This window comes from Roseofilum sp. KMC-1 (genome assembly GCF_057802075.1).
This window is the reverse complement of sequence record NZ_CM173605.1, coordinates 179,470-199,638: the sequence shown is the minus strand read 5'-3', so window position 1 is coordinate 199,638 and position 20,169 is coordinate 179,470. Positions and strand designations below refer to the sequence as shown.

The window sequence follows — 20,169 nt, the reverse complement described above, 5'->3', positions numbered from 1 at the left end:
AAAACCATACACATTACATTCTATTGACATCTTAAAATTACCATGCACATTTAATTCAAACAAGTGCAGTTGTTGCAGTTCGTTAAGCAACAATTGGGGCTGGCGAGCAGAGTGGGACGTGCTTTGATAAAAATATAGAGTTCAAAGGAACAATTTGATGACTGATACTCGTAACTTTAACGTCTCTCACCTTAACCTAAATAGTCTCACCCATGCCGTCAAAGAATGGTTTGAATTCCAAAACTATCAAGTTCAAGACCTGCAATTAAGCAATGGAGATAAAGTGATTCAAGCTCGTCAAGGTGGATGGCGCAATATGCTCGGACTTGCCTCCGCTCTCAACATCGTTCTTCGCCACCAAGATAACACCCTTACTGTGGAAATTGGGGCAGGAAAATGGGCTGATAAAGCCGTTGTTGGAACAGTGAGCCTGTTTGTGTTATGGCCTCTCGCCTTTACTGCTGCCTATGGTGCATGGCAACAAAACAAGCTTCCCCAACGCACGTTTAACTTCATTCAACAATATATCTATCAAGGCTAGATATATTTCACTAGAGAGTAGAAATTCTGCTTTTCTACTCTCTAGATTTGTCAATCACATATCAGTCAAGATACTGGAGGACAAACTGATGAGCATCTCTAACTCTAAAAAAGAATGCAAGCGCAAGTTTTTGATTACCCTGGGCTTTATTGTTCTGATTGAAACTCCCAAAGTTGTTGCAGCTTGGGTTACCTTAGCCGATCGGATGACCCTATTTCCAACTCAATCTGCTGAAGTTTTAAAAATTAAGCGGTTAAAGTAACCACAAGTTTAGCCTGATTTTCCACTGATATCCCTCTCCCACCGGAGAGGGATTTCTAAAAATACTATATTTAAAGTTGGCGATCGCCAAATCGCTCCAACAACTCCTCACGGGATAACTGCAAACACAAAGGCATAAACTCATCCGGAGACAATACCAACAGAGAGTCAATAATCCCCAAAAGCGCCTCATCCAACTCACCAAACCGAGTTCGTAATAAGGCTTCAACCATCAAGCGCTGTCCCCGTTCAATCCCTTGTTGCAGGGTATCTTCTCGCCATTTTAGATACGCTGGTGATAATTCCATAATTAACTCCCTCTCTTCTGGTTCAAGTTCTATTTTACTGGCTACATTAATCCGCCATATTCCCACTAGCTCTAAAATATTTCGCCGTTGAGGATCTTCTGTGGGTAGCTCCAGCACTTGTTCAATGGCTCTTTTTTGGGTTCCTCCTTTCCCCAACATCCTTAACCATAGGGTTTCTGGGATTTCTGGCAGTTGGTTAATGGCAATAATCCCCGCTCTGAGCGTTTCTGCTAAAAGATGCACCCCTGCACACCATTTTTTTAAGTCAGGACGAGCGCCTAATCCTTCTAATACTCTCTCAGAAACAGTGGGAGTTAAAATCCATAATCGAGGCAATTGCTCTTCCTCCAGAGTTCGCTGCTTCCGTTTTGCCTGACGTTGCAGTTCTGCATGGACGTGGAACAGCTTGAGAATACAGTTGCGAATTTCTGGATTACTAGGACAATTGCGATAGGGTTCTAATAAACAAGGTGTAGAAGCCAGTTGAGCGAGTAAACCCAATGCTGGAGGGTTGTTTAGCGGTTTAGGGGATGGCTCGAAGATCAAGTCAATTGAGAGAGTTTCCCCTGGAATTTCCCGGCTAATTTCGACTTCTCCCAGAGGTTCGAGCAGTTCTTTTAGATACTGCTTGGCAAATTGATCGTGGGGTTGGCGCGTCACGACAAGAGAGGGTTTGAGTAGGATTGATACTCTATTTTATTACAGTTTCGGCGATCGCCCCGCAATACCGGAGGCTGGGAAGCCTCCTGGTAATGCTATCTAACTATCGTTAACCCAAGCGTCGCGGACGACCTAGAGTAGTGATATAGATGACCGCTTCATCTACGGGAATTCCCAGCACTTCATTCACTTGATCGTCAAAAAAGCCGCCAATGCCACTGACTCCTAAGCCCAGGTGAATAGCGGCTAAATTCAGCCGTTGTCCGAGATGACCGGCATCCATATGCAGGTAACGATAAACGCGATCGCCATATTTAGCTACGGCTTTCCCTAGGTCGGCAGTATGAAAAACGATCGCGGCGGCATCTCGACCTAAATCTTGTCCTAAGCACAGATAATGCAGTTCTCGGCGAAAGTTCTTAAAGCGAATTTGCCGCAGTTCTTGCGCTCTGGGCGCATAATAATAACAGCCTTCCTCTAATCCACTCACCCCAGAAACAGCGATAAAAGTTTCTAATAAACTGAGATCGAAATAGTCAGGAGTGGGATCGAGAAACTGCTCTTGATAGTGTTGGGGTTGATAGGTAAAGTCCAACAGTGCCTGCAATTCCGCTAAGGAGAGATCAGCACCGGTATAGGAACGGGTGGAGCGACGCTGAAGAATAGTGTTTTCGAGAGAAGGGGTGTCATCAGTGGCACGAGGGGGGGTAGTGCCTAAGTCTCCGAGGTTGAGAGGACGGCTGAGAGTAGAGACTTTTAAGCAAAAGGGAAAGTTGTATTTATCCTCTAAGTCTAGGGGGGTTGGATCGGCTTTGGGGGGAGAGTGGTCAGGGATGCGGGTACTTTGATGCAGGTATTCTAAGAGTTTGCCTTCGGGAAGGGGAGGGTAGTTGGTTTGGCTCTCAGAAGGTAGGGCACTGGGAGGAGAGGGGGGCGGAATATCGGGTTTGGGGTAGGGGACTAGGGGAAGAATGGCGAGGGTTCCTTCTTTTTCGGGATCGAGATAGAGCAGTTCATTGATGCGATCGTCAGTGAATCCACCGATGAGATAGGGGCGGTATCCATACATGGCTCCGGCGAGTTCGAGATTACCTAAGAGATGGCCGCTATCGAGGCATATCCGACGGTAGGCACGGTCTTGATAGCGCCAGGAAGAGCGATAAAAGACGGCAGTTAGGGCGATCGCCACAGAGGTTTGATTGAGGGCAGGGTGGTTAAAGCAGGCTGTTTGTAGGCTCTCCCAAACCGGATTCTCCCAATAGTGTACTAGACTATGGGTTTTGCACTGATAGTTATAGAGGCCGGGTTTAAGTAGGGATGAGCCTTGGGAGATCAGATATACTTCGGCTGGATATAATCCCCCCGCAGAAGGGGAGGAACGCAAGTAGAAGGATTCACCCATGAGGGTAGGAACCCTAGCCGTAATGCCATAGCTACAGAGGAGAAACCGGGATAGATTTTGCCATTCTTGCTCTGGGGTATCCGGACTCAGGTAGGGTTTGAGGTCGATGGTATTTCCTAGTTTATACTCTTTGAAGGGAATGGGTTGATCTTCCCAGTTAAGTCCCTGGCTTTTCTGACTAATGGTTTCAGGGTCGTATTTGGTGCGTTGATGATAGTGTTGGGCGATGGAGTCGCCAGAAGAGTTGGTTTGAGACATGGGTGGTTGTTGGTGAGGTAATCTTAAACAGGGATAGAATTTATTTTACAAATCTTAAAAAAAAGTTATGAAACCTTAAGATTTTCACAGAACCAGGGTAAGTTATTTTAGCAGTTTAATAAGCATTTTTACTTATCGATTGAGGGTTCTTTAGAATCCAGCAGTAAATCATGCACTGTTTCCAAGATAACAACCAATATGGAGAAAATCAGCTCAGACGCTATACTCAAAGAATATGCACAGGGAAGACGGGATTTTGAAAGCATTGAGGCACAGCAACTGAACTTATTTGATGCTGACTTAAGAAAAATTAATTTTCAAGGGAGTAACTTAACTCAAGCTTACCTGCCCTATAGTAATTTAAGCCAAGCTAATTTAGGGTCGGTTGATTTAGAAGGGAGCCTATTGAGCGATGCTCAACTCCATGGGGTTAATTTATCTCATGCTCGGCTGCGATCGGCAAATTTGTCTAGGGCTAATCTTCGTTATGCGGACTTAAGATGTGCGGATTTATCTTATGCTAACCTGCAAAATGCAGATTTGTCCTATGCCAATCTACAGGAAGCAAATCTTTACGCGGTCAATCTTCGAGGTGCAAAACTGAAATCCGCTCAATTCCAGGGGGCCCGTTTAGAGCAGTGTGATTTATTCCGGGCAGAAAATAGCGATCTTACGGATGCTATTATTGATCGGACAACAATCCTTCCCAATGGTCATCGATCGATGGGGGATAATCAAAACTCAAATTCGGATTCTTGACGGCCGTTCAAGTGATGAAGATGATTGAGGTATTCCGGCAGGTAATTCATCTTAGACCTGGTAGGATAACTAAAACCTATCGCTGTCTTTGCGACACCTTAGTAAGATCATGACTTTTGGCGATCGCCAGCAGACTCGGATTCGACAGAAACTCCTTCTTAGGGTACGCCATGATGTTCAGGCTCAGTTGAGCCAGTCTTTACATCATCAGGTACTCACCACTTTGAGTAATGAACCGAACCCGTTAGGAGTCCGACGGCCGGGGGATATTCAGGTAAAACTGAGTGGTTCACCCACCACCCTATTAGACCCCAATACCACCCCTTTTAACCTGTTCGATCGAACGGGGGGCATTTGGGTTGTTTTGGGTAATATCGGCAGTGGTAAAACGACCACCTTATTAGAATTGGCAGATGAGGCAGTTGCTAGGGCCCAAACCTACAGTCATCAACCCATTCCCCTGCTCTTTAATTTATCCCAATGGCAGAAAAATACCTTAAATACCTGGTTAATCGATCAATGTTTTCTCCACTATGAATTACCTCGTAAATTAGCTAAAAAATGGTTTTATCAAGGTAAAATTCTGGCGATCTTAGATAATCTAGATACCCTATCTTTCGATCGTCAAAACCAAACTCTACAAGCCATTAAAGAACTTAAAAGCAATACCCAAGAGTCCCTTAATCTAATTTTAGGGTCAAGAATTGATTCCTATAAACGATGTCCCACTCGGCTGAAACTTCAGGGAGCTGTTTGGTTAAAACATCTGAATCCCAAACAAATTAAAGAGTATTTATTCCAAGCCAGAAGCCGAGAATTGTGGTATAATCTGCGCGAAGATAAGGCACTAATGGTGTTAGCTAAAACTCCTTTATTTTTAAATTTAATGACCCTAGCAGATGAAGAAATTTTAATTCATGCTTGGGCGAGAATTTCTGACTCAGAGCAACAATATCGCTATCTCTTCAATGCCTATCTGCGTCGTCTTTTAGCCCAAGAAATGCCCCAGAACCAAAGACAATGGTATCATTCCCAGGAACAGCCCAAACCGGAAGAGACCAAACATTGGTTAATTGCTTTGGCTAAATGGATGCAAAAAGAAAATCGCACCAGTTTTGAGATCTCCGAGGTGAATAGGGGTTATTTTCAAACCCTGGAACAAAACCGAGATTACCAAGTAGGACTCGGTAGTGCTATAGCTTTGTTATTTGGCATCATCTGCGGGTGCATCGCGGCTTTAGTAGAAGGATTAGGCTTAGGCTTAATGATGGGGTTAATAGTCGGTGCAGTGGTGGCGGCGATCGGGATCTTAAGTTTTAGCTTCCGCTTATTACCCAAATTCATGCTGCGGTATCGCCTCTATCGAGAGAATCTGATGCCTTGGAATTATCGGCGCTTTTTAAATTATGCGAGTAGTAAAGGCTTGATCCAAAAAATCGGCGATCGCTATCAATTTCCCCATCAACTCATTCAAGAACATTTTGCCCAAATTGAGGAATTTAAGTTGTAAGGGTTGGTGACAGTCGCCACAATTTCTTCATCCTGATTTTCCCCTTACCCAACCATAGCTTACTAGGGCAACAATCATACTGCCTAAATACACCACACCCACAAAAATTGGAATTTGACTAATCAGGGAAAATTCTTTAAACCAAATAAATGCTACCCAATAGCCAGGGAGAACATTAAACCCCCAACATAAAGAAACCAGAAAAACGGCCGCAAAACTTTCTTCAGCATTTAAATTAGAGAGGGCCCTTTGACCAAAACAGAACCGGATAAAGGGTTGCGAAAGCCAAACTATAAAATAACCGGGTAATCCTGCAAACCAAATGCCCAAAATGGCTAGGGCGACAGTAATTAACATCGATAAAATGAGGTGAGCAATCATTTACCGATCTCGTTTTGCTCCTCTTCTGAAATCTGCATTTTTCTGGACAGGCTTGGCTCTAAACTGGCGACCAGTTGCCTAACGGAGTGTAACTTGAGGGCTTCTGTTGGTTGGCTTTGGCTCAATTGTATTCCTAAAGCTAGAATGAGCCGTTCTCTGTCGCTTAACTGATGAACTCCAGGGATTTGTGTTTCCAAAGAGGATAAGACTTGTTCAAAATCGGCTTGTTCAAGTGACTGATGTTGCTCTTGTGGGCTTTTTTTAGTGGTGGCTAAACCAGCAACAAACCCCCCTAAAACCATGCCAACCCATGCCCCTGTGATACTGCCTTGTACCCAAGCAGTTGGGCCAACCCAAAGTTGACAGAGGTTTTTGAAGGGCCAAGAATAGTCTTGGCAAGTTTTCATTTGAGATTGAAATTGTAGATTTCCTCCCACAAGAAAACCGAAGCCACTGGAGGCTAGGGCGACTAGGGTACAGATGAAGATGCGCTGGCTCTGATTCATCGGTTAGGATTGGGTCGTTTTTCGCCCAGGCTTTGATGTTGGTGTTTTACCATTACCATTACCATTATGCCCGTTATGCCCATTGCGCTCGGAGGCATAACTCCCATTTTGACCATTGAGGATGGATTCAGAGTCAGTTTCGCTGAGATCGGGGGTTTCCACAATGGGGGGCGGGGGTAGGGGCCCAATGTTGAGGTCTTCGGCATTGATGACGATGCCCAATAGACTGTAGTCTTCCGATTCTTCTAGGAGGTCAATTTTATCGGCTAAATGGTCACTGATGGTATAACCGGCGCGGGTGACAAGGATTACACCGTCGGTATAGCGCTCTAAGATGAGAGGATCGTTACAGAGACTGAGGGCGGAAGCATCAACGACGACAAAATCAAATCGTTTGCGGGCATCTTCGAGCAGAAGGCGCATTTCTGCTGATTCGACGACGGCTGCTGCATATTCGTAGGGGCCAAAACTGGGGACGATGTAGAGGTTTTCAATGTTGGGAACCAGACGAATGCAGTCGCTAATTTGGCTATAGTAGCGCAGGGGTTCTAAGTGAGAATCGGGATCGGGAACGATTTTGAGGGTGTGGGCGTTGGAGGGGTTGCGTAAGTCGGCTTCGACCAAGAGGGTACGTTTTCCGGCTCTGGCGGAGGCGATCGCCAAATTATAGGCGGTGACACTTTTTCCTTCTTGGCGATCGCAACTGGTGACCAATATCACTTTGGGCTTTTCTTCTACTTGGCGCAAAGTAGAACGGAACTTTTCATAGGTATCTAAATAGGGGGAATATCTAGAAAGCATCAGTGGCACTTCTGCTCCAGAAGTATCCCACTCTTCTACCCAGGGTAAAATTCCCAAAATTTGTACTTCCCGTTCGGTGACAAAAGCTTGAATATCTTCCAGGGTTTGCATCGCATTAGCTAATACTATACCCAAGCCAAAGATGGCTCCAGCGCCCAAAATTGTACCACCGATAGCTCCAGCAGGTAGGAGCAACCAAATCGGTAAAGGGGCTGGGGGGGTAATCGTTTCCGCTAATCTGGGCGGTTGGGCAATATTCAAATTACCTACGGTTTCTGCTTCGGCGGTTTGGGCATCAATCAGTTTGGCTTGAATGGTGTCATAAAATTGTTTGGTCAATACCACCTGCTGTTCTAATCTCGCCCGTTCTGCTTGCGTATTGGGCAAGCCCGCATATTCCTGTTTCAATTCTGCGGCAATGATTTTTGCTACTGCCAATTCTTTTTCTAAGGTTTCTTTCTGAGTTTTGAGTCCTACCAATTCTTGGGCGATCGCCTGCCGAGCTGGATCGAGGCTACTATCCTTACGAATTTGCTCGCCACTTGGCAACGGAGCAGCCATACCATCTCCCCCGATCACCTCAGCCGCTCGTGCCGTTAGTAAATTATCTGCCGAGGCTAACTGTCGCTTTAACTCCACCATTTGGGGATTATCCGGCCGCAGAGTCTGACTGAGTAATAATTCTTGAGACTCTAACTCATATAACTGACCCCGCAACCGTTGAATAATCGGATCGGCACTTAAGGCTGCTGAAGCATAGGCTTGATCCGGATTCAAACCTAACTGCCGTTGTAGACTTGACATCTGGGTTCCCACCGTTTCAATTTGCAATTCTAACTGTCGCTGTTGCTGTTCATTTTGCGTAATTGAAGCGGGTAATTGAGAGCGTTTAATTTCTGCAAATTCCGTTTGGCGAATAAATAGTTCTAGCTCATTTTCTGCCTTGCGTAGCTCTTCCACCACCTTGGGTAAACGCTGATTCAAAGTTTCAATAATCGATCGCAAGCGACTGGTATTCAGAAGACGGCTTTGTTGAATCACCTCTTGCACTAACAATTCAGTAATTTGCTGACCTTGAGATTTAGTATCCCAAGTGAAAGACAGAAACAAAAGAGAAGGGGTTTTTTCATTATCCTGAATTGAAACTTTTTGTTGTAATTCCCTAGGGTTAATCTTAAGTTTCGGATGCTCTGCTACTTTTTGTAACACCTCACCGGTTAAGAGCAACTCTTGGGCATTCTTTTCCAGTTGTTGACTTTGGGCCTGGATCGCCGTTCCCGTTTCTGAAATCGTTACTGGAGGAGTAGTAATTTGCAAGACTGCTTGAAACTTATAATTGGGAAGACCTGGTGCGGGTTGAAGCACCGCAAATCCTCCACCCCCCAATGCTCCTACCATTAGGCCAATGGGAATAGCTAACCAATATTTCTCAAAGGCAAGTTTATATTTTTTGATCAGGGGTGAAGTCATGGTTCTATCCAGGCTACTTACAAAAAAATTCCCTCATTCCTACTTTAACCTAGGCCAGCTTAAAGCATAGAGATTTACGGACTAGGAGAGGGCGATGGTGCGGGCGCTGGGGATGGACTAGGAGAGGGCGCTGGGGATGGACTAGGAGAGGGCGATGGGGTAGGGGTGGCTCCTGGGGTATTTCCTGGGGTGGTTCCTGGGGTGGGAGTAGGTGTTGGAGTAGGAGCGGGAGCGGGAGATGGGTCATTATTAAGGTTCGTATCAACGGTAAAGACATCGGTGACATTATCTCGAAATTGTCGCCAAAAGAGCATGAAAGTGAGGACATCTTGGAAGGGTTGAGTAATGCGGGTGAGGGTTACGCTGAGTCTCGATAGTAGGTTGCGATTGACGACAATAATATCATTATCTAACAGGCGCACATTTTGGGAAACATCCCCTAACATGACACTGCGAGCATTAAGGATTTTGGTCACGACTCGTCCTTGTTCTTGGTCAAAGCGAATTAACCCCACTTTACTTAATTTAGTTTCTTCAAAATTAGGTGCGATCGCCGCAATTGCATCGGCAAAGGTACTGCCATTGGGTAAGGTAATTGACCCCACAGAGCTGGTTGTATAGCGCACCACATCAATATTAATTGTGGCTTGGGATAAATTGGATTCTGCCGCTAACTGATGATCGTAGTCAAGATCCTGAAAGTCAAGTTTAGGAACAATGATGACATCCCCATCTTCAATCCGTAGGTCTCGAACTCGTTGCCCATATTTGAGGGGAGTGAGCAAATCTACAGAGGCTTCTAGAACTGAACCATCGACTAAGGTTCGACGGATAATAATATTACGCAGGTCAGCCGACTGAGTAGCTCCACCAGCAAGAACCAAAGCATCAGCAACGATAGGAATAGGGGCAGCAGGTAGGGCATAGCTTCCGGGTTGAAGGATTTCACCAGTAATAATCGCTTCAACGGGTCTGCGATTGCCTAGGGTAACCAAGACATCCGGTTCAATGACAAATTGATTTAAACCGAAGCGTATTTTTTCCTCCAGTTCAGGTATCGTTAACCCTTTAACGGCTAATCGTCCCATTAAGGGGACAATAATATTGCCGTCTAAATCAATGAGAGCTTGAAAATTGAGATCGGGAAAATTGCTAACATTAACTGTAATTGAATCTCCAGGGCCTAGGCGATAAACATCAAATTCTGGAGCTGGGGCGGTGGGCAATGGGTTATCGAGTTCCAGGGTTTCCCCTCGGTTTCTCAGTCTTTCTCTTGCGTCTTCGAGGAGTTGATCGACAGAGGTGGGTTGATCAACATTAATGGGGGGTAATTGTCCCTTAGCTTGGGAAGGGAGGAACAATCCCATACCTAATGTCAAACTAATGGTTAGATTTAAATGCCGAGACTGAGCCATAGGGAATTTATTGCACAGGGGACTGACTAAAGACGGTTTCTATGAGGGTGGTTTGGATGGTTTGCACCAGAGACTGGGAAATATCTTCAACGTCTTCTAAATCTCCCAAATGTTCCATGGGAATTAGGAGGGAAACGGCTATCCAAGGAGCGCGATCGCCTCGCGTTTGGGCTAGGCGATCGGCCATAAACCAGTTCACCGGAGCCGGATCTCCCCCAGTGGGCCAAGCATACCATTGCACCAGAGCATAGGTTTGTACGGGATTCCAGCCGCGAAAAAATCGCGATCGCACTTTCACCACTTGATTAGAGTTTGTATTGATATCCCAAGTTTTGATTTGATCAGAATCCGTTTTCCAGTTACTAAAAATCTGTTGTACAAAGCCATTAACATCGATCCATTCCACCCGCGGTTGGTCTAGGTCTGAATTTTGGATCAAAAACAACAGAATTACAGGTTCTTCCCAGTCTCCCTGAAGTTGCTGATAAGACCACTGATGACCCCCCAGATTAATCTCCATCTGCTCAAGGGTTTCCCAACGGTCGAGGGTTAAGCCATTTTTGCGGACTTCTCGCAATTCTTTTAAGGCGGCAACTTTGGGGGGCGATCGCCATTCCCAAGATCCCTTCAGGTATCCTGGAATCGCACCGATGGCCACCATGACCAACAAAAATGCTAGTAATACCCATAAAGTCCAAGAGGATTTTCCTGTTTGGGGAGGGGGCCCATCATTCATCGGAGTTGAAGGATTCAAGGGTTTCATCCGTTTCTTCTAATTCTAAAGAGTCGTCACGATTGATCCAGTTCAACAGCAGCACCACTAAACCTAACATGCCTGCGGAATAGAGGTCTCCGCCCCAACTTTCATGTAACCAGTCAAACATGGGTTCATTGCCTGTGCCATGAAAATAGGTGAGTAGGGCATTGCGGATAATATTAGCCACTACACTAATGACAATCGATCCGGCTAATAAGGTAATAATTTTGCGCTTCTGGGCGATCGCACCCGTCCAGTAGAGTAGCATTAACGCTACATAGAGACTGGTAAACAGCATTTTCAAGCCCGCACAGTGGGGAGCCACTTCAACCAGTCTTCCTCCAGTGGAGAGATAAATCCCGTTAACGGTGACATCCATTCCCACAATACCAGAGAGGATAAATCCTGCCATGGTCGAAATAAAGCTTTGTAAGGGCAGAATATAAGGCTCGATTAAATAGGGAATTTCTGTTGGTGTGGCTAGGGCAACTAAAATCAGGGGAAAGGTTTGGAGTTTGAGTCCAGGCATTCCTTTTAGCCAGAGACAGACTCCAATCAACATTAGGGGAAAGGAGAGATTAACCAAATCGGGTAATCCGGTAATGTAGAACACTCCACTGAGTCCCAGGAAAACGCCGCCTAGGGGATGAAAATTGTCTGGCAGTTGGGCCCATTGCTGGCGTTTTTCCCAGAAGGTGATATAGAGAGCAAAGGGCAGGCCGATTAATCCATGACTAAAATATTCATGTTCAATACTGATACTTTTATTAATCCAGCCGTCATACCAATGGAAGAGCAAGGGCCCATAGAGAAGGATAAAGAGGGCTAGGAGGGCATAGTTCACCCAAGATTTGGGGATGGAACTGGGAAGAGTAGAGGGTTGGGTCATGGTTTCACAGGGTTGAGAGGGGTGGGTTTAAAAATTGATACATTCAGCGATCGCCTCAACGACTCGCTGAATTTGTTCTGAGGTAATCCCTGGAAACATGGGTAGGGAAAGGATTGACTCGCACAGTTGTTCGGCTTCTCGAAAGTCTCCCGCATGATAACCCAGATAGGCATAAGCGGGTTGGAGATGGCAGGGAATGGGATAGTGAATACCGGTTTGAATGTTCGCAACTTGGAGTTTTTCTTGTAGGGTATCCCGGTTGATGGCACAGTTTTCTAAGAGGCGAATCACATAGAGGTGATAAACATGGCCTAGCCCACTGTGGTTGGCGATGGGGACGACACCGGATTGGGCTAAGGGGGCGAGGAGGCGATCATATGCTTGCGCCGCTTGATTGCGCTGTTGATTCCAGGTATTTAGGTGGGGTAACTTGACATTGAGAATCGCCGCTTGAATAGTATCTAAACGGCTATTGGTTCCTAGTTCAGTGTGGTAATACTTGCGAGGCGCTCCGTAATTTCTCAGGGTTTGCAGGGTTTGGGCTACCTCTGGATCGTTCGTTAAGACGATGCCCCCATCCCCAAAAGCCCCTAGATTTTTACTGGGATAAAAACTATAGGCAGCCGCTTTGCCCACAGAACCTGCCTTATAGCCTTCTCGATGGGCGAGATGGCTCTGGGCAGCATCTTCAAAGATAAATAGGTTATGGGCTTGGGCAAAGTCTAGGAGTGCTTGAGGGGAGACCATTTGACCGTAGAGATGAACGGGGAGAATGGCTTTGGTTTTGGCGGTGACTAGCTTTTCGGCAGCTTCGAGATCGATGAGGGCACTCTGGGGGTCACAGTTGGCTAAAATGGGGGTTGCTCCTGCGTGGAGAACGCCGATGAGGGTAGCGATGAAGGTGTTGGCTGGTAAGATGATTTCGTCTCCGGGCTGGATGCCACAGGCTTTTAAGCCGAGGGCGATTGCATCGGTTCCACAAGCGACTCCAACACCATACTTGACTCCGGATCTCTCGGCAAAGGCGCTTTCAAAGTCTTTGACCGCTTGACCCATGATAAAGTCGCCTTGTCGCAGGACGGCTAACATGGCTTGATCGAACTCTGTTTTTAGGGGCTGATGTTGGATCGAGAGATCCACAAAGGGAATGGTTGCAGAGGATGGGTTCATTCGCTAAGGACAATCACAAGTTTAATCTTTTCCGAGTTTGGCATTAAGGCATAGGAAGTGGCAAATCTCTGGAGGAGTTTAGGTGTTAATCTCAAAATTTATCGTTGCGGAGAGGATTCTATGGACTATAAAACGGCCTGTGAGTTTGCGATCGCCCAAGGGTTACCTACCGGTGAAAATCCTGATGCCTTTTTGCTCCGTCTGCGAGCTGGAGAGCCACCCGTTCCCGGACAAGTCACGTCTTTATTATTGGCACTTAGTATTATTGCTGAACAATCCCAGGGGCAGCAACAATTAGATCGGCGCTTGGTTTGTGCCCTGCATCTGTTAGCCATGGACTCTCGCCAAGCCTTTATGCAACATAAACAGTCCGGTGTTATTTGGCCGCCCTTGTTAGACCCAGATCTGACCCGGATCGCGATCGCCGTGCGTAAAGTCTTTGCTCCCCAACCGGCGATCGCCCTGAAACCAGGAAAATCCGGCTGACTCCCTGTGATTGTGAAATTTACCCAGCAAAAGATTCACCAGTTGTTAACCTAATTTTGATGAAATCTTGGTAAAAATCATCAGGATCTATGGCCGTCTTATCCCTTCTCCACACTACCTAAATCATCCCTACCTAGGGATTTAGACAAGAAACTTTAAAAAATCGACAATTCTCCTTAATTTCTGCTACTATTAGATTTAGCGTCTCTAATAGGTGTGAAGAAGACAATTGAACTATCCTCCCTTGACTGGATACCCCTGGCAAGGCTTCTGGTATCTGGAAATTCAACTCAAACGTAGACGTAAGTGTGACCCTACAATCTCCTGGGTGGATGGCTGTGAACCCCCTAGTCTGATCTGACCGGTCTGTAACTATTAGGTTTGCCTTATCCTCAACTCATATGGGCAAACTGGGCCGGTCAATCAGCTAAATAAGTCCTGAAAATGGCCCCTTGGGAAAAAAAGTCCCAGGTCAGCCGATGGTTATTTAGTTGTATAGAACTTTAACTCGATAGACTTTGAAGATCCTTATAAAACCCAGGGAATGCAACCCAGAGTAATCTAGAGATTCATGGCTAGAAACTGCTTTTTGGGTCAGATTGCAATCAGAAAAAAGCCCTGGCAAGGATAATAATTTACCCTAAATTTTGGGGTTCCATTTTGTGTAGCCATTCTCGATCATTTTGATTCAATGAATTAACAGAGAACTGGTGTCCTATCAAGCAGATTAGAACATAGGAGAATCCATCATGTCCCGCTTACTCAAAAATAAAATTGCTCCCGCACCCCTACCCACAGAAATTAGTGTCGTTGACCTCATTGATGGCTACTTCACCGCCTACAATTCAGCGCGACTGCGGGAAATTTGCCACTTGCTCACCCAGAAAGTGATCCAACCGGGAGTAACAGTCGGCGTGAGTCTCTCAGGAGCCATGACTCCCGCCGGATTTGGGGTAGGGATTCTTGCCCCCTTGATGCGCCAGGGTTATATTGATTGGATGATTAGCACCGGGGCTAATTTATACCACGATCTGCATTATGGTTTGGGCATGAGCCTCTATGCAGGCAGTCCATTTTTAGATGATGTGAAATTGCGAGAAGAGGGACATATTCGGATTTATGACATTGTGTTCAATTATGATGTCCTCTTAGAAACGGATGCTTTTATCCGCCAAACCTTGAAAGCGCCAGAATTCCAAAAACGGATGGGAACGGCTGAATTTCATTATCATCTAGGGCGGTATATCTGGGAAATTGAACAGCGTTTAGGCATTGAAAATCCTTGCTTACTCTCGACTGCCTATGAATGTGGCGTTCCCATCTATACCTCTTCTCCTGGGGATAGCTCCATTGGTATGAATGTGGCAGCTTTAGCTTTAGAGGGATCGGAGTTAATGCTCGATCCAGCCATTGATGTCAATGAAACGGCTGCTATTGTCTATGGCGCTCGCAATTCGGGTATTCCTGATGTTCTGGGTAGAAGTGCTGCGTTAATGATTGGGGGTGGTTCGCCGAAAAACTTCTTGCTACAAACCCAACCGCAGATTCATGAAGTTTTAGGCTTAGAAGAGCGGGGTCATGATTATTTTATCCAGATTACGGATGCTCGCCCCGATACGGGTGGATTATCGGGAGCCACCCCTTCAGAAGCGGTGAGTTGGGGGAAAGTAGACCCGAATGAGTTGCCTAATAGTATTGTTTGCTATACCGATAGTACGATCGCCTTACCCCTGATTAGCTCCTATGTGAGTAAACAATCTGCCCCTCGCCCCCTGAAGCGGCTGTATGATCGCCGTCAGCAACTGTTAAGCCATCTGAAAGCTGATTATCAGGCGCAACAAAAGGCTCCTATCGTCCCTCAACCGAAAGTCATAAGTGCGGCTGCTCCGGTAGCAGGTGGGTTTGAAACCCGCTACTACCCTTGCGGCACTCCTATTCGTAAATAACGTCACCATTAAGAAGATTAACCTTTTCTTCACCCTAGTCCTTCTCTATTTTCTAGAGAAGGATTTTTTTGGGTGGCAGAATTCCCCCAATACAGCGCGAAGCCCTGTAATTGATCCATCAGAATTGTAAGCGAAGTTGATGTTCGGCAATTTTGAGGAATAATTGGGGGGGATCGCCAGGTTCTAAACGTCCCTCATAACTGGCATTAAAGCAGCTAAAAATGAGGGGTTCTTTGCCTGTACCTTTCATGGCCATGGTTTTGAACAATAGGGTAAAGTTGATTAAATCTACCCGCAGGCGATCGCCACTGAGGGTATCAGCAATTAACACTTGTTTTACGATCGGATTCACCTTGATCACGAGATTTTTGATCGGGAACCATAGCACCCCATGGCTAATTTGCCTCACCTCTATACCCTTGGGTAAGCCTGCAATATGAACCTCATGAGTATTTGGCTTCTTCGTGGGAGTCGTATCTAGGGATGGCTCAACAGATTCAGGTGCAGTTTCTATCTCGCTAAACTCTGGTACAAGAGGGCGGTTTTTCTGCTGGAGTTGGGGAGGAGAAGGACGTTGTTGGGGAGGAGAGGGAGGAGTTGGAGAGAGACTATCTAGGGAGATTTTCCAACTCCGGGATTTTTGCGCGAGTTCGGAGCGAATGCGGATCAGACGGTTGGTTTTACCTTTAGTGGTGTAATAGTCTTCCTGTTTTTTCTTGGTGGCTAACCAACGCGTGCGGGCAAATTGTTGGGTGCTGGTGGGATAATTCCCTTCACAGAAAGTTTGATAAAATTCTAGGGTGACTCCCAAACCGCCAATTTTTTCTAGAGCAACGCCAACTTGTTCCATTAACAGATAATTTTGCCAATCGGGTTGGCTGAGAAACTGCTCTTTAATCAAATATTCGTAGCGTTGGCGATCGGGGATGGAAAGGCGATCGGGATGGAGATTAGAATGGGCTAAGTCATAAATGATTAATGATAAAATTTGGGTCTTTTCGACTTGATCAGTTAATAGTTCGCGGGTACATCGTTCAAAAACTGCTGCTAATTCTGGCCAAGATTCCCGACGGATTAAATATTGTAGCCATAGGGGTAAAACTTGGCGTTTTTCTCTAGTATTCTCAATCTGGTCAAAACAGCGACTGAGGGCTTCTGCATCTTCTAAATACAGATAGGCCATAAAGGCATGATGGTAAGAGTTCTTGCTTTCTAAAATCGGGGCTATATAGCGTAACCAAGCGGTATCTTTGGGCGATCCTGCTTCCTGCCAAGCTTTAAATATTAAATTCTCTAAATCACTATGGATTTGTGATGGAGTGGATTGGGGACTATTAGAGGCAAGTTTCAGATATTCTAAGCCTTCAGGAAATCCGACTAATTGAGCTTTTGCTAGATAGTATTCCCGTTGTCCAGTGGCATCTACTGAGGTGAAACAATCTACCGCTTCTTGATAGGCTTTGCCGCGATAAAAACAGATAGCAGCGCTAGTTAATAGATTGGGATATCCAGCATGGGATAAGGCTTGTAAGACTTCACCTAGGCTATACCAGAGGGCGGGTTGTAAGGTTTTTTCTTCAGTTATTTCTTCAATTTTCTGTTGATAAGTTTTGATGACAGTTGTCCACTGGGGACTAAAGCGATGTTGTTCCAAAACTTGGGTTTGGTTATGGTGATAGACCTGTAGGGCTTGAGTGAGGGTTTGTATAGCTTCTGGATCAAATGCTGAGACCATGAAGTGAATTAGAGGTTGTTCGAGGCTATGACGATCGCCTAATTCTGGGCGATCGGCCACATCTTGATACCATTGATACAGATCCATCCAACAGGAGCCTTGCCAAAAACAATCCCAGGCTTGTTCTTCTTCTCCGAGTTGCCAAAATTCCGACCCAGCTTTTTGATACTGTTGTTCAAATTTGAGTGCCCAAGCTTCACAGAGATGGCCTTCTTCTAAATTACCAATAGTTTGATAATATTGTTTAGCTCGCCGTAGGAGTTTCGGATCTTGGGCATTTAAGCCTTCGGTTTGAAGGGTTAGAGCAACAGAGGGTAAGTCATCTTCTTGCAAATCTTTAGCACTTTCATCGGTTCCGGTTTGCAAAAGTTGCATCCGTTGTTGCCAATCTGACGCATTTTTTACTTTTTCCCAATAGGTTTCTACTTGGTGAGGATTGTTGATTTGATGCCATAGGGTGCGATCGCCCAAGGGAGTATCGACTACAAATAACCGCTCAATGGCGCGACTCGATGCCACATAGAGCTTATTAAAGAAGTATTCGACTTCAATGCTCAATTCTGGATGATCGGCTTCTAGAAGAATCCAGAAGCGGCTATGACAGGCTTCACCAAATTTGTACAAAATCACCCGCTTAAATTCTAGACCTTTAGCAGCGATCGCACTGAGAACATTTTTAGGTGGTTGCCCTTCACTCCATCCTTCAACGACTTCAGACAAGACTTCATCTTTTTGAATATAGGCAATTTCTCCCCCTTCTTCACAAGGGACAATAATAATCGTATTTTGGATATACTCCTTAAAAGTTTCCCTAGCTAAATTATCTTCTAAGATGAATTTTTCTGGCAATAGTTGCCCTTGTTTCCAAACTCTTTGGGGTTTAAGATCTCGGTGATTAAACAAAAGATATCGCCAGAACTGAATCAAATTATTAAACTTGACAATTGGAGCATAGGAGCGATAATTACATTCCAATTCTTGGAAATTCATTTCTAGACCCAATTGGCGCGTTGGATCGAGTTGAATTACCACTTCACTATAAAAAGCCGCCTTAAAGCTATCCCAACGAAACCCAGTAGGATTGAGAGTTTGAAACGGATCGCCCGCAAATACGAAAGGAAAATTCTCTAGGGTTTGATATCCCAGATCGTAGCGAGAAAAAATAGAGAGTCTTAAAATCAATTGCAGCTCAATTCGGGTAAAATCCTGGGATTCATCACAAAAAATGGCGGTATAGCGAGCCAAATCCAGGGGCAATTGTAAAACTTGTTTGATCAGGTCTTGATCGTCCCAATAGCCTAATTCTTCTGCTTTTCGCTGATACCAATTTTGCCAAATGATATAAATATCTTTAAACTCTTGAATCGGAACGGTTCTTTCCTTGCGAGGGACTTCAAACTCGTAGTCCTCTAAGGTCATTTCTTCCAAGCCATATCCTTTGATAAATGTGCGAATTACATGCCAACAGCGTTCTGGAGAATAGGATTGGGCAATGGGGAGGGGACAGTATTGATATAAAACTTTAAATTTATGAAAAGAGATATAGCGGTCTAAGGCATACTTTTCCGTATATTCTGGGGGTAAAAGATTGAGCAAAAAACGCTGGAAAGGTTTGAAAAAGTGCCCAATATTGGGAATGGGCGTATTATCGGTTTGTTGGGAAACAAACCGATGATGGAATTTTAATAATTTTTGTACTCGGTCTTTGGCAACTTCTAACAGGCGCTCATTGTAGGTTAAGAAGAGGGGATTGCCGGGTAACAGGCGATCGCCATAATAATAGAATTTGCGATAGCAGTAGTCGGCGAACAGATAAAAGAGCAGTGTGGATTTTCCACTCCCCGCTTGTCCGTTTAAGAACAAGGGTAGAGCATGATTTCCGGGTGTCGAGACAAAGTTTAATAAGCTCTCCTCTTCCGCAGACAGGGCTAAATTGACCTTGGGGGAACCCTCAAGAATCAACCAATCTTCATGGGCAAGTAAATAATTGGGATAGGCTCGGCGAGCTAGGGCTGTAATCGAATTGAGGTTAAAATGGCCGTTGAGGTAATTGGCGTTTTGATTATAGAGATAGGTACGCTCGCCAATGGCGGTAATATCTTCGGGCGTAGGATAATGGGAAAAGGGACAGAGTAAAAACAGAATGGATGGAGAGCGCTCGGAAGAGAGAATGCGACTAAAGAGAATGTAGCGATCGCCTTCTCCATAGAGTAACACCCCCGGCCACTGCGTCCCCTGTTCAGTCGGTTGGGGACTTTGAATGACCTCCACCAATTGGGTATACTGGGAAGCGTGCGATCGCATCGCGGCACTATTTAACTCCCCAGCCCAAATTTCACTCTCATAAACCAAAGGGCCCTGGTTTTCCCGTTTCCATCCCGGAGGTTCTAACCAGGGTAATAAATCCGGGTTTCCCTGCACCAAGGGCCGCCCCGGATGGGGAATAGACGCTAAGTTTTGTTGATTTAAGACCCAATTTTCTAATTCCCCAGGCTGAATCTGAGAATCGAGATACTGCTGGCCAAACCCTTCCCGGTCTCTGAGAAAATGCTCATAGTCCTTCGATCCGCGCTTGAGGATATCGACCAACACCAAAATATCCACACCATCCCCTAGTCTTTCCCCCTGCACCCGCACCATCCGAGCAATCAAGCGATAATTATGGTCAACCTTACGCTTGAGATAAGGATACAGGCGCTTAAAATGAGCTTGGGCTTGATCGACACTCTGAGGCAATAGTTCATCACAGAATCGATTAATGTGGCTCTGCAAATTATGCTGCTTGGCTTTCTGCTGAACTTGATCTGTGCAATAAACGTACATGAACTTAATTGGGTTCGGAGAGTGAGAATAGTTTAAATTCTAGTTGATCGTCATAGCAGTGGACAAAGGCATGATACCTGCACGCGCTGTA

At 45.4% G+C, this 20,169-nt stretch carries 16 protein-coding genes; 6 read left to right on the top strand and 10 right to left on the bottom strand.

Translation table 11 applies throughout. The features are described from left to right. Positions 1-157 precede the first annotated feature (157 nt). Both AC3FZD_RS00970 and AC3FZD_RS00965 read left to right on the top strand, forming a co-directional pair. A complete protein-coding gene (locus AC3FZD_RS00970) occupies positions 158-541 on the top strand; it encodes a hypothetical protein (RefSeq protein ID WP_488738335.1) in 384 nt (127 codons plus the stop codon). An 88-nt stretch (positions 542-629) separates the two neighbouring features. After that, positions 630-803: a hypothetical protein gene (locus AC3FZD_RS00965; RefSeq protein WP_488738334.1), complete on the top strand. Its 174-nt coding sequence runs from the start codon at positions 630-632 to the stop codon at positions 801-803. Between the two features lie 70 nt (positions 804-873). On the opposite strand, the gene AC3FZD_RS00960 is transcribed toward AC3FZD_RS00965, so the two are convergent. Both AC3FZD_RS00960 and AC3FZD_RS00955 read right to left on the bottom strand, forming a co-directional pair. Beyond that, the gene (locus AC3FZD_RS00960; protein WP_488738333.1) at positions 874-1,770 is read right to left on the bottom strand and encodes a hypothetical protein; all 897 of its coding nucleotides are present in this window, start codon (positions 1,768-1,770) and stop codon (positions 874-876) included. A gap of 109 nt (positions 1,771-1,879) precedes the next feature. Then, complete coding sequence (locus AC3FZD_RS00955) at positions 1,880-3,430, bottom strand: SagB/ThcOx family dehydrogenase (RefSeq protein WP_488738332.1); 1,551 nt, start codon at positions 3,428-3,430, stop codon at positions 1,880-1,882. 198 nt (positions 3,431-3,628) lie between these two features. On the opposite strand from AC3FZD_RS00955, the gene AC3FZD_RS00950 reads away from it, so the two are divergent. After that, the gene (locus tag AC3FZD_RS00950) at positions 3,629-4,189 is read left to right on the top strand and encodes a pentapeptide repeat-containing protein (protein ID WP_488738331.1); all 561 of its coding nucleotides are present in this window, start codon (positions 3,629-3,631) and stop codon (positions 4,187-4,189) included. A 109-nt stretch (positions 4,190-4,298) separates the two neighbouring features. Beyond that, positions 4,299-5,699, top strand: a complete 1,401-nt coding sequence (locus tag AC3FZD_RS00945) for an NACHT domain-containing protein (protein WP_488738330.1) — start codon at positions 4,299-4,301, stop codon at positions 5,697-5,699. Between the two features lie 27 nt (positions 5,700-5,726). Here the strand turns inward: AC3FZD_RS00945 and AC3FZD_RS00940 are convergent, their stop codons facing one another. The 7 genes from AC3FZD_RS00940 to AC3FZD_RS00910 form a co-directional block, all read right to left on the bottom strand. Then, positions 5,727-6,080 (bottom strand): hypothetical protein, encoded by a 354-nt coding sequence (locus tag AC3FZD_RS00940; protein WP_488738329.1) that lies wholly within the window; start codon positions 6,078-6,080, stop codon positions 5,727-5,729. After that, the gene (locus tag AC3FZD_RS00935) at positions 6,077-6,586 is read right to left on the bottom strand and encodes a hypothetical protein (protein WP_488738328.1); all 510 of its coding nucleotides are present in this window, start codon (positions 6,584-6,586) and stop codon (positions 6,077-6,079) included. Before AC3FZD_RS00935 ends, AC3FZD_RS00940 begins: the two co-directional genes overlap by 4 nt. Before the next feature lie 3 nt (positions 6,587-6,589). Beyond that, entirely contained in the window at positions 6,590-8,857 is a 2,268-nt protein-coding gene (locus AC3FZD_RS00930) for a GumC family protein (RefSeq protein ID WP_488738327.1), read from the bottom strand. 74 nt (positions 8,858-8,931) lie between these two features. Next, positions 8,932-10,272 carry a polysaccharide biosynthesis/export family protein gene (locus AC3FZD_RS00925; protein WP_488738326.1) on the bottom strand — a complete coding sequence of 447 codons (1,341 nt, stop codon included), beginning with the start codon at positions 10,270-10,272 and terminating at the stop codon, positions 8,932-8,934. 7 nt (positions 10,273-10,279) lie between these two features. Beyond that, positions 10,280-11,008, bottom strand: coding sequence for a cyanoexosortase B system-associated protein (locus AC3FZD_RS00920; RefSeq protein ID WP_488738325.1), 729 nt, complete (start codon positions 11,006-11,008; stop codon positions 10,280-10,282). Continuing rightward, on the bottom strand, positions 11,001-11,918 hold the full coding sequence (gene crtB, locus AC3FZD_RS00915; RefSeq protein WP_488738324.1) for a cyanoexosortase B: 918 nt from the start codon (positions 11,916-11,918) through the stop codon (positions 11,001-11,003). Before crtB ends, AC3FZD_RS00920 begins: the two co-directional genes overlap by 8 nt. A gap of 27 nt (positions 11,919-11,945) precedes the next feature. Next, positions 11,946-13,088, bottom strand: coding sequence for a DegT/DnrJ/EryC1/StrS family aminotransferase (locus tag AC3FZD_RS00910; protein WP_488738323.1), 1,143 nt, complete (start codon positions 13,086-13,088; stop codon positions 11,946-11,948). Between the two features lie 120 nt (positions 13,089-13,208). On the opposite strand from AC3FZD_RS00910, the gene AC3FZD_RS00905 reads away from it, so the two are divergent. Continuing rightward, on the top strand, positions 13,209-13,574 hold the full coding sequence (locus AC3FZD_RS00905; RefSeq protein ID WP_488738322.1) for a Dethiobiotin synthetase: 366 nt from the start codon (positions 13,209-13,211) through the stop codon (positions 13,572-13,574). Positions 13,575-14,323: 749 nt separating this feature from the next. Next, the gene (locus AC3FZD_RS00900; protein WP_488738321.1) at positions 14,324-15,520 is read left to right on the top strand and encodes a homospermidine biosynthesis protein; all 1,197 of its coding nucleotides are present in this window, start codon (positions 14,324-14,326) and stop codon (positions 15,518-15,520) included. 118 nt (positions 15,521-15,638) lie between these two features. Here the strand turns inward: AC3FZD_RS00900 and AC3FZD_RS00895 are convergent, their stop codons facing one another. Then, positions 15,639-20,078, bottom strand: a complete 4,440-nt coding sequence (locus AC3FZD_RS00895; protein ID WP_488738320.1) for a hypothetical protein — start codon at positions 20,076-20,078, stop codon at positions 15,639-15,641. Positions 20,079-20,169: the final 91 nt, after the last annotated feature.

Excerpts from the sequence above, each read along its gene's own strand:
- AC3FZD_RS00970 (WP_488738335.1), top strand. The coding sequence starts at position 158 with ATGACTGATACTCGTAACTTTAACGTCTCTCACCTTAACCTAAATAGT.
- AC3FZD_RS00965 (WP_488738334.1), top strand. The coding sequence starts at position 630 with ATGAGCATCTCTAACTCTAAAAAAGAATGCAAGCGCAAGTTTTTGATT.
- AC3FZD_RS00955 (WP_488738332.1), bottom strand. The coding sequence starts at position 3,430 with ATGTCTCAAACCAACTCTTCTGGCGACTCCATCGCCCAACACTATCAT.
- AC3FZD_RS00950 (WP_488738331.1), top strand. The coding sequence starts at position 3,629 with ATGGAGAAAATCAGCTCAGACGCTATACTCAAAGAATATGCACAGGGA.
- AC3FZD_RS00945 (WP_488738330.1), top strand. The coding sequence starts at position 4,299 with ATGACTTTTGGCGATCGCCAGCAGACTCGGATTCGACAGAAACTCCTT.
- AC3FZD_RS00940 (WP_488738329.1), bottom strand. The coding sequence starts at position 6,080 with ATGATTGCTCACCTCATTTTATCGATGTTAATTACTGTCGCCCTAGCC.
- AC3FZD_RS00935 (WP_488738328.1), bottom strand. The coding sequence starts at position 6,586 with ATGAATCAGAGCCAGCGCATCTTCATCTGTACCCTAGTCGCCCTAGCC.
- AC3FZD_RS00930 (WP_488738327.1), bottom strand. The coding sequence starts at position 8,857 with ATGACTTCACCCCTGATCAAAAAATATAAACTTGCCTTTGAGAAATAT.
- AC3FZD_RS00925 (WP_488738326.1), bottom strand. The coding sequence starts at position 10,272 with ATGGCTCAGTCTCGGCATTTAAATCTAACCATTAGTTTGACATTAGGT.
- AC3FZD_RS00920 (WP_488738325.1), bottom strand. The coding sequence starts at position 11,008 with ATGAATGATGGGCCCCCTCCCCAAACAGGAAAATCCTCTTGGACTTTA.
- crtB (WP_488738324.1), bottom strand. The coding sequence starts at position 11,918 with ATGACCCAACCCTCTACTCTTCCCAGTTCCATCCCCAAATCTTGGGTG.
- AC3FZD_RS00910 (WP_488738323.1), bottom strand. The coding sequence starts at position 13,088 with ATGAACCCATCCTCTGCAACCATTCCCTTTGTGGATCTCTCGATCCAA.
- AC3FZD_RS00905 (WP_488738322.1), top strand. The coding sequence starts at position 13,209 with ATGGACTATAAAACGGCCTGTGAGTTTGCGATCGCCCAAGGGTTACCT.
- AC3FZD_RS00900 (WP_488738321.1), top strand. The coding sequence starts at position 14,324 with ATGTCCCGCTTACTCAAAAATAAAATTGCTCCCGCACCCCTACCCACA.
- AC3FZD_RS00895 (WP_488738320.1), bottom strand. The coding sequence starts at position 20,078 with ATGTACGTTTATTGCACAGATCAAGTTCAGCAGAAAGCCAAGCAGCAT.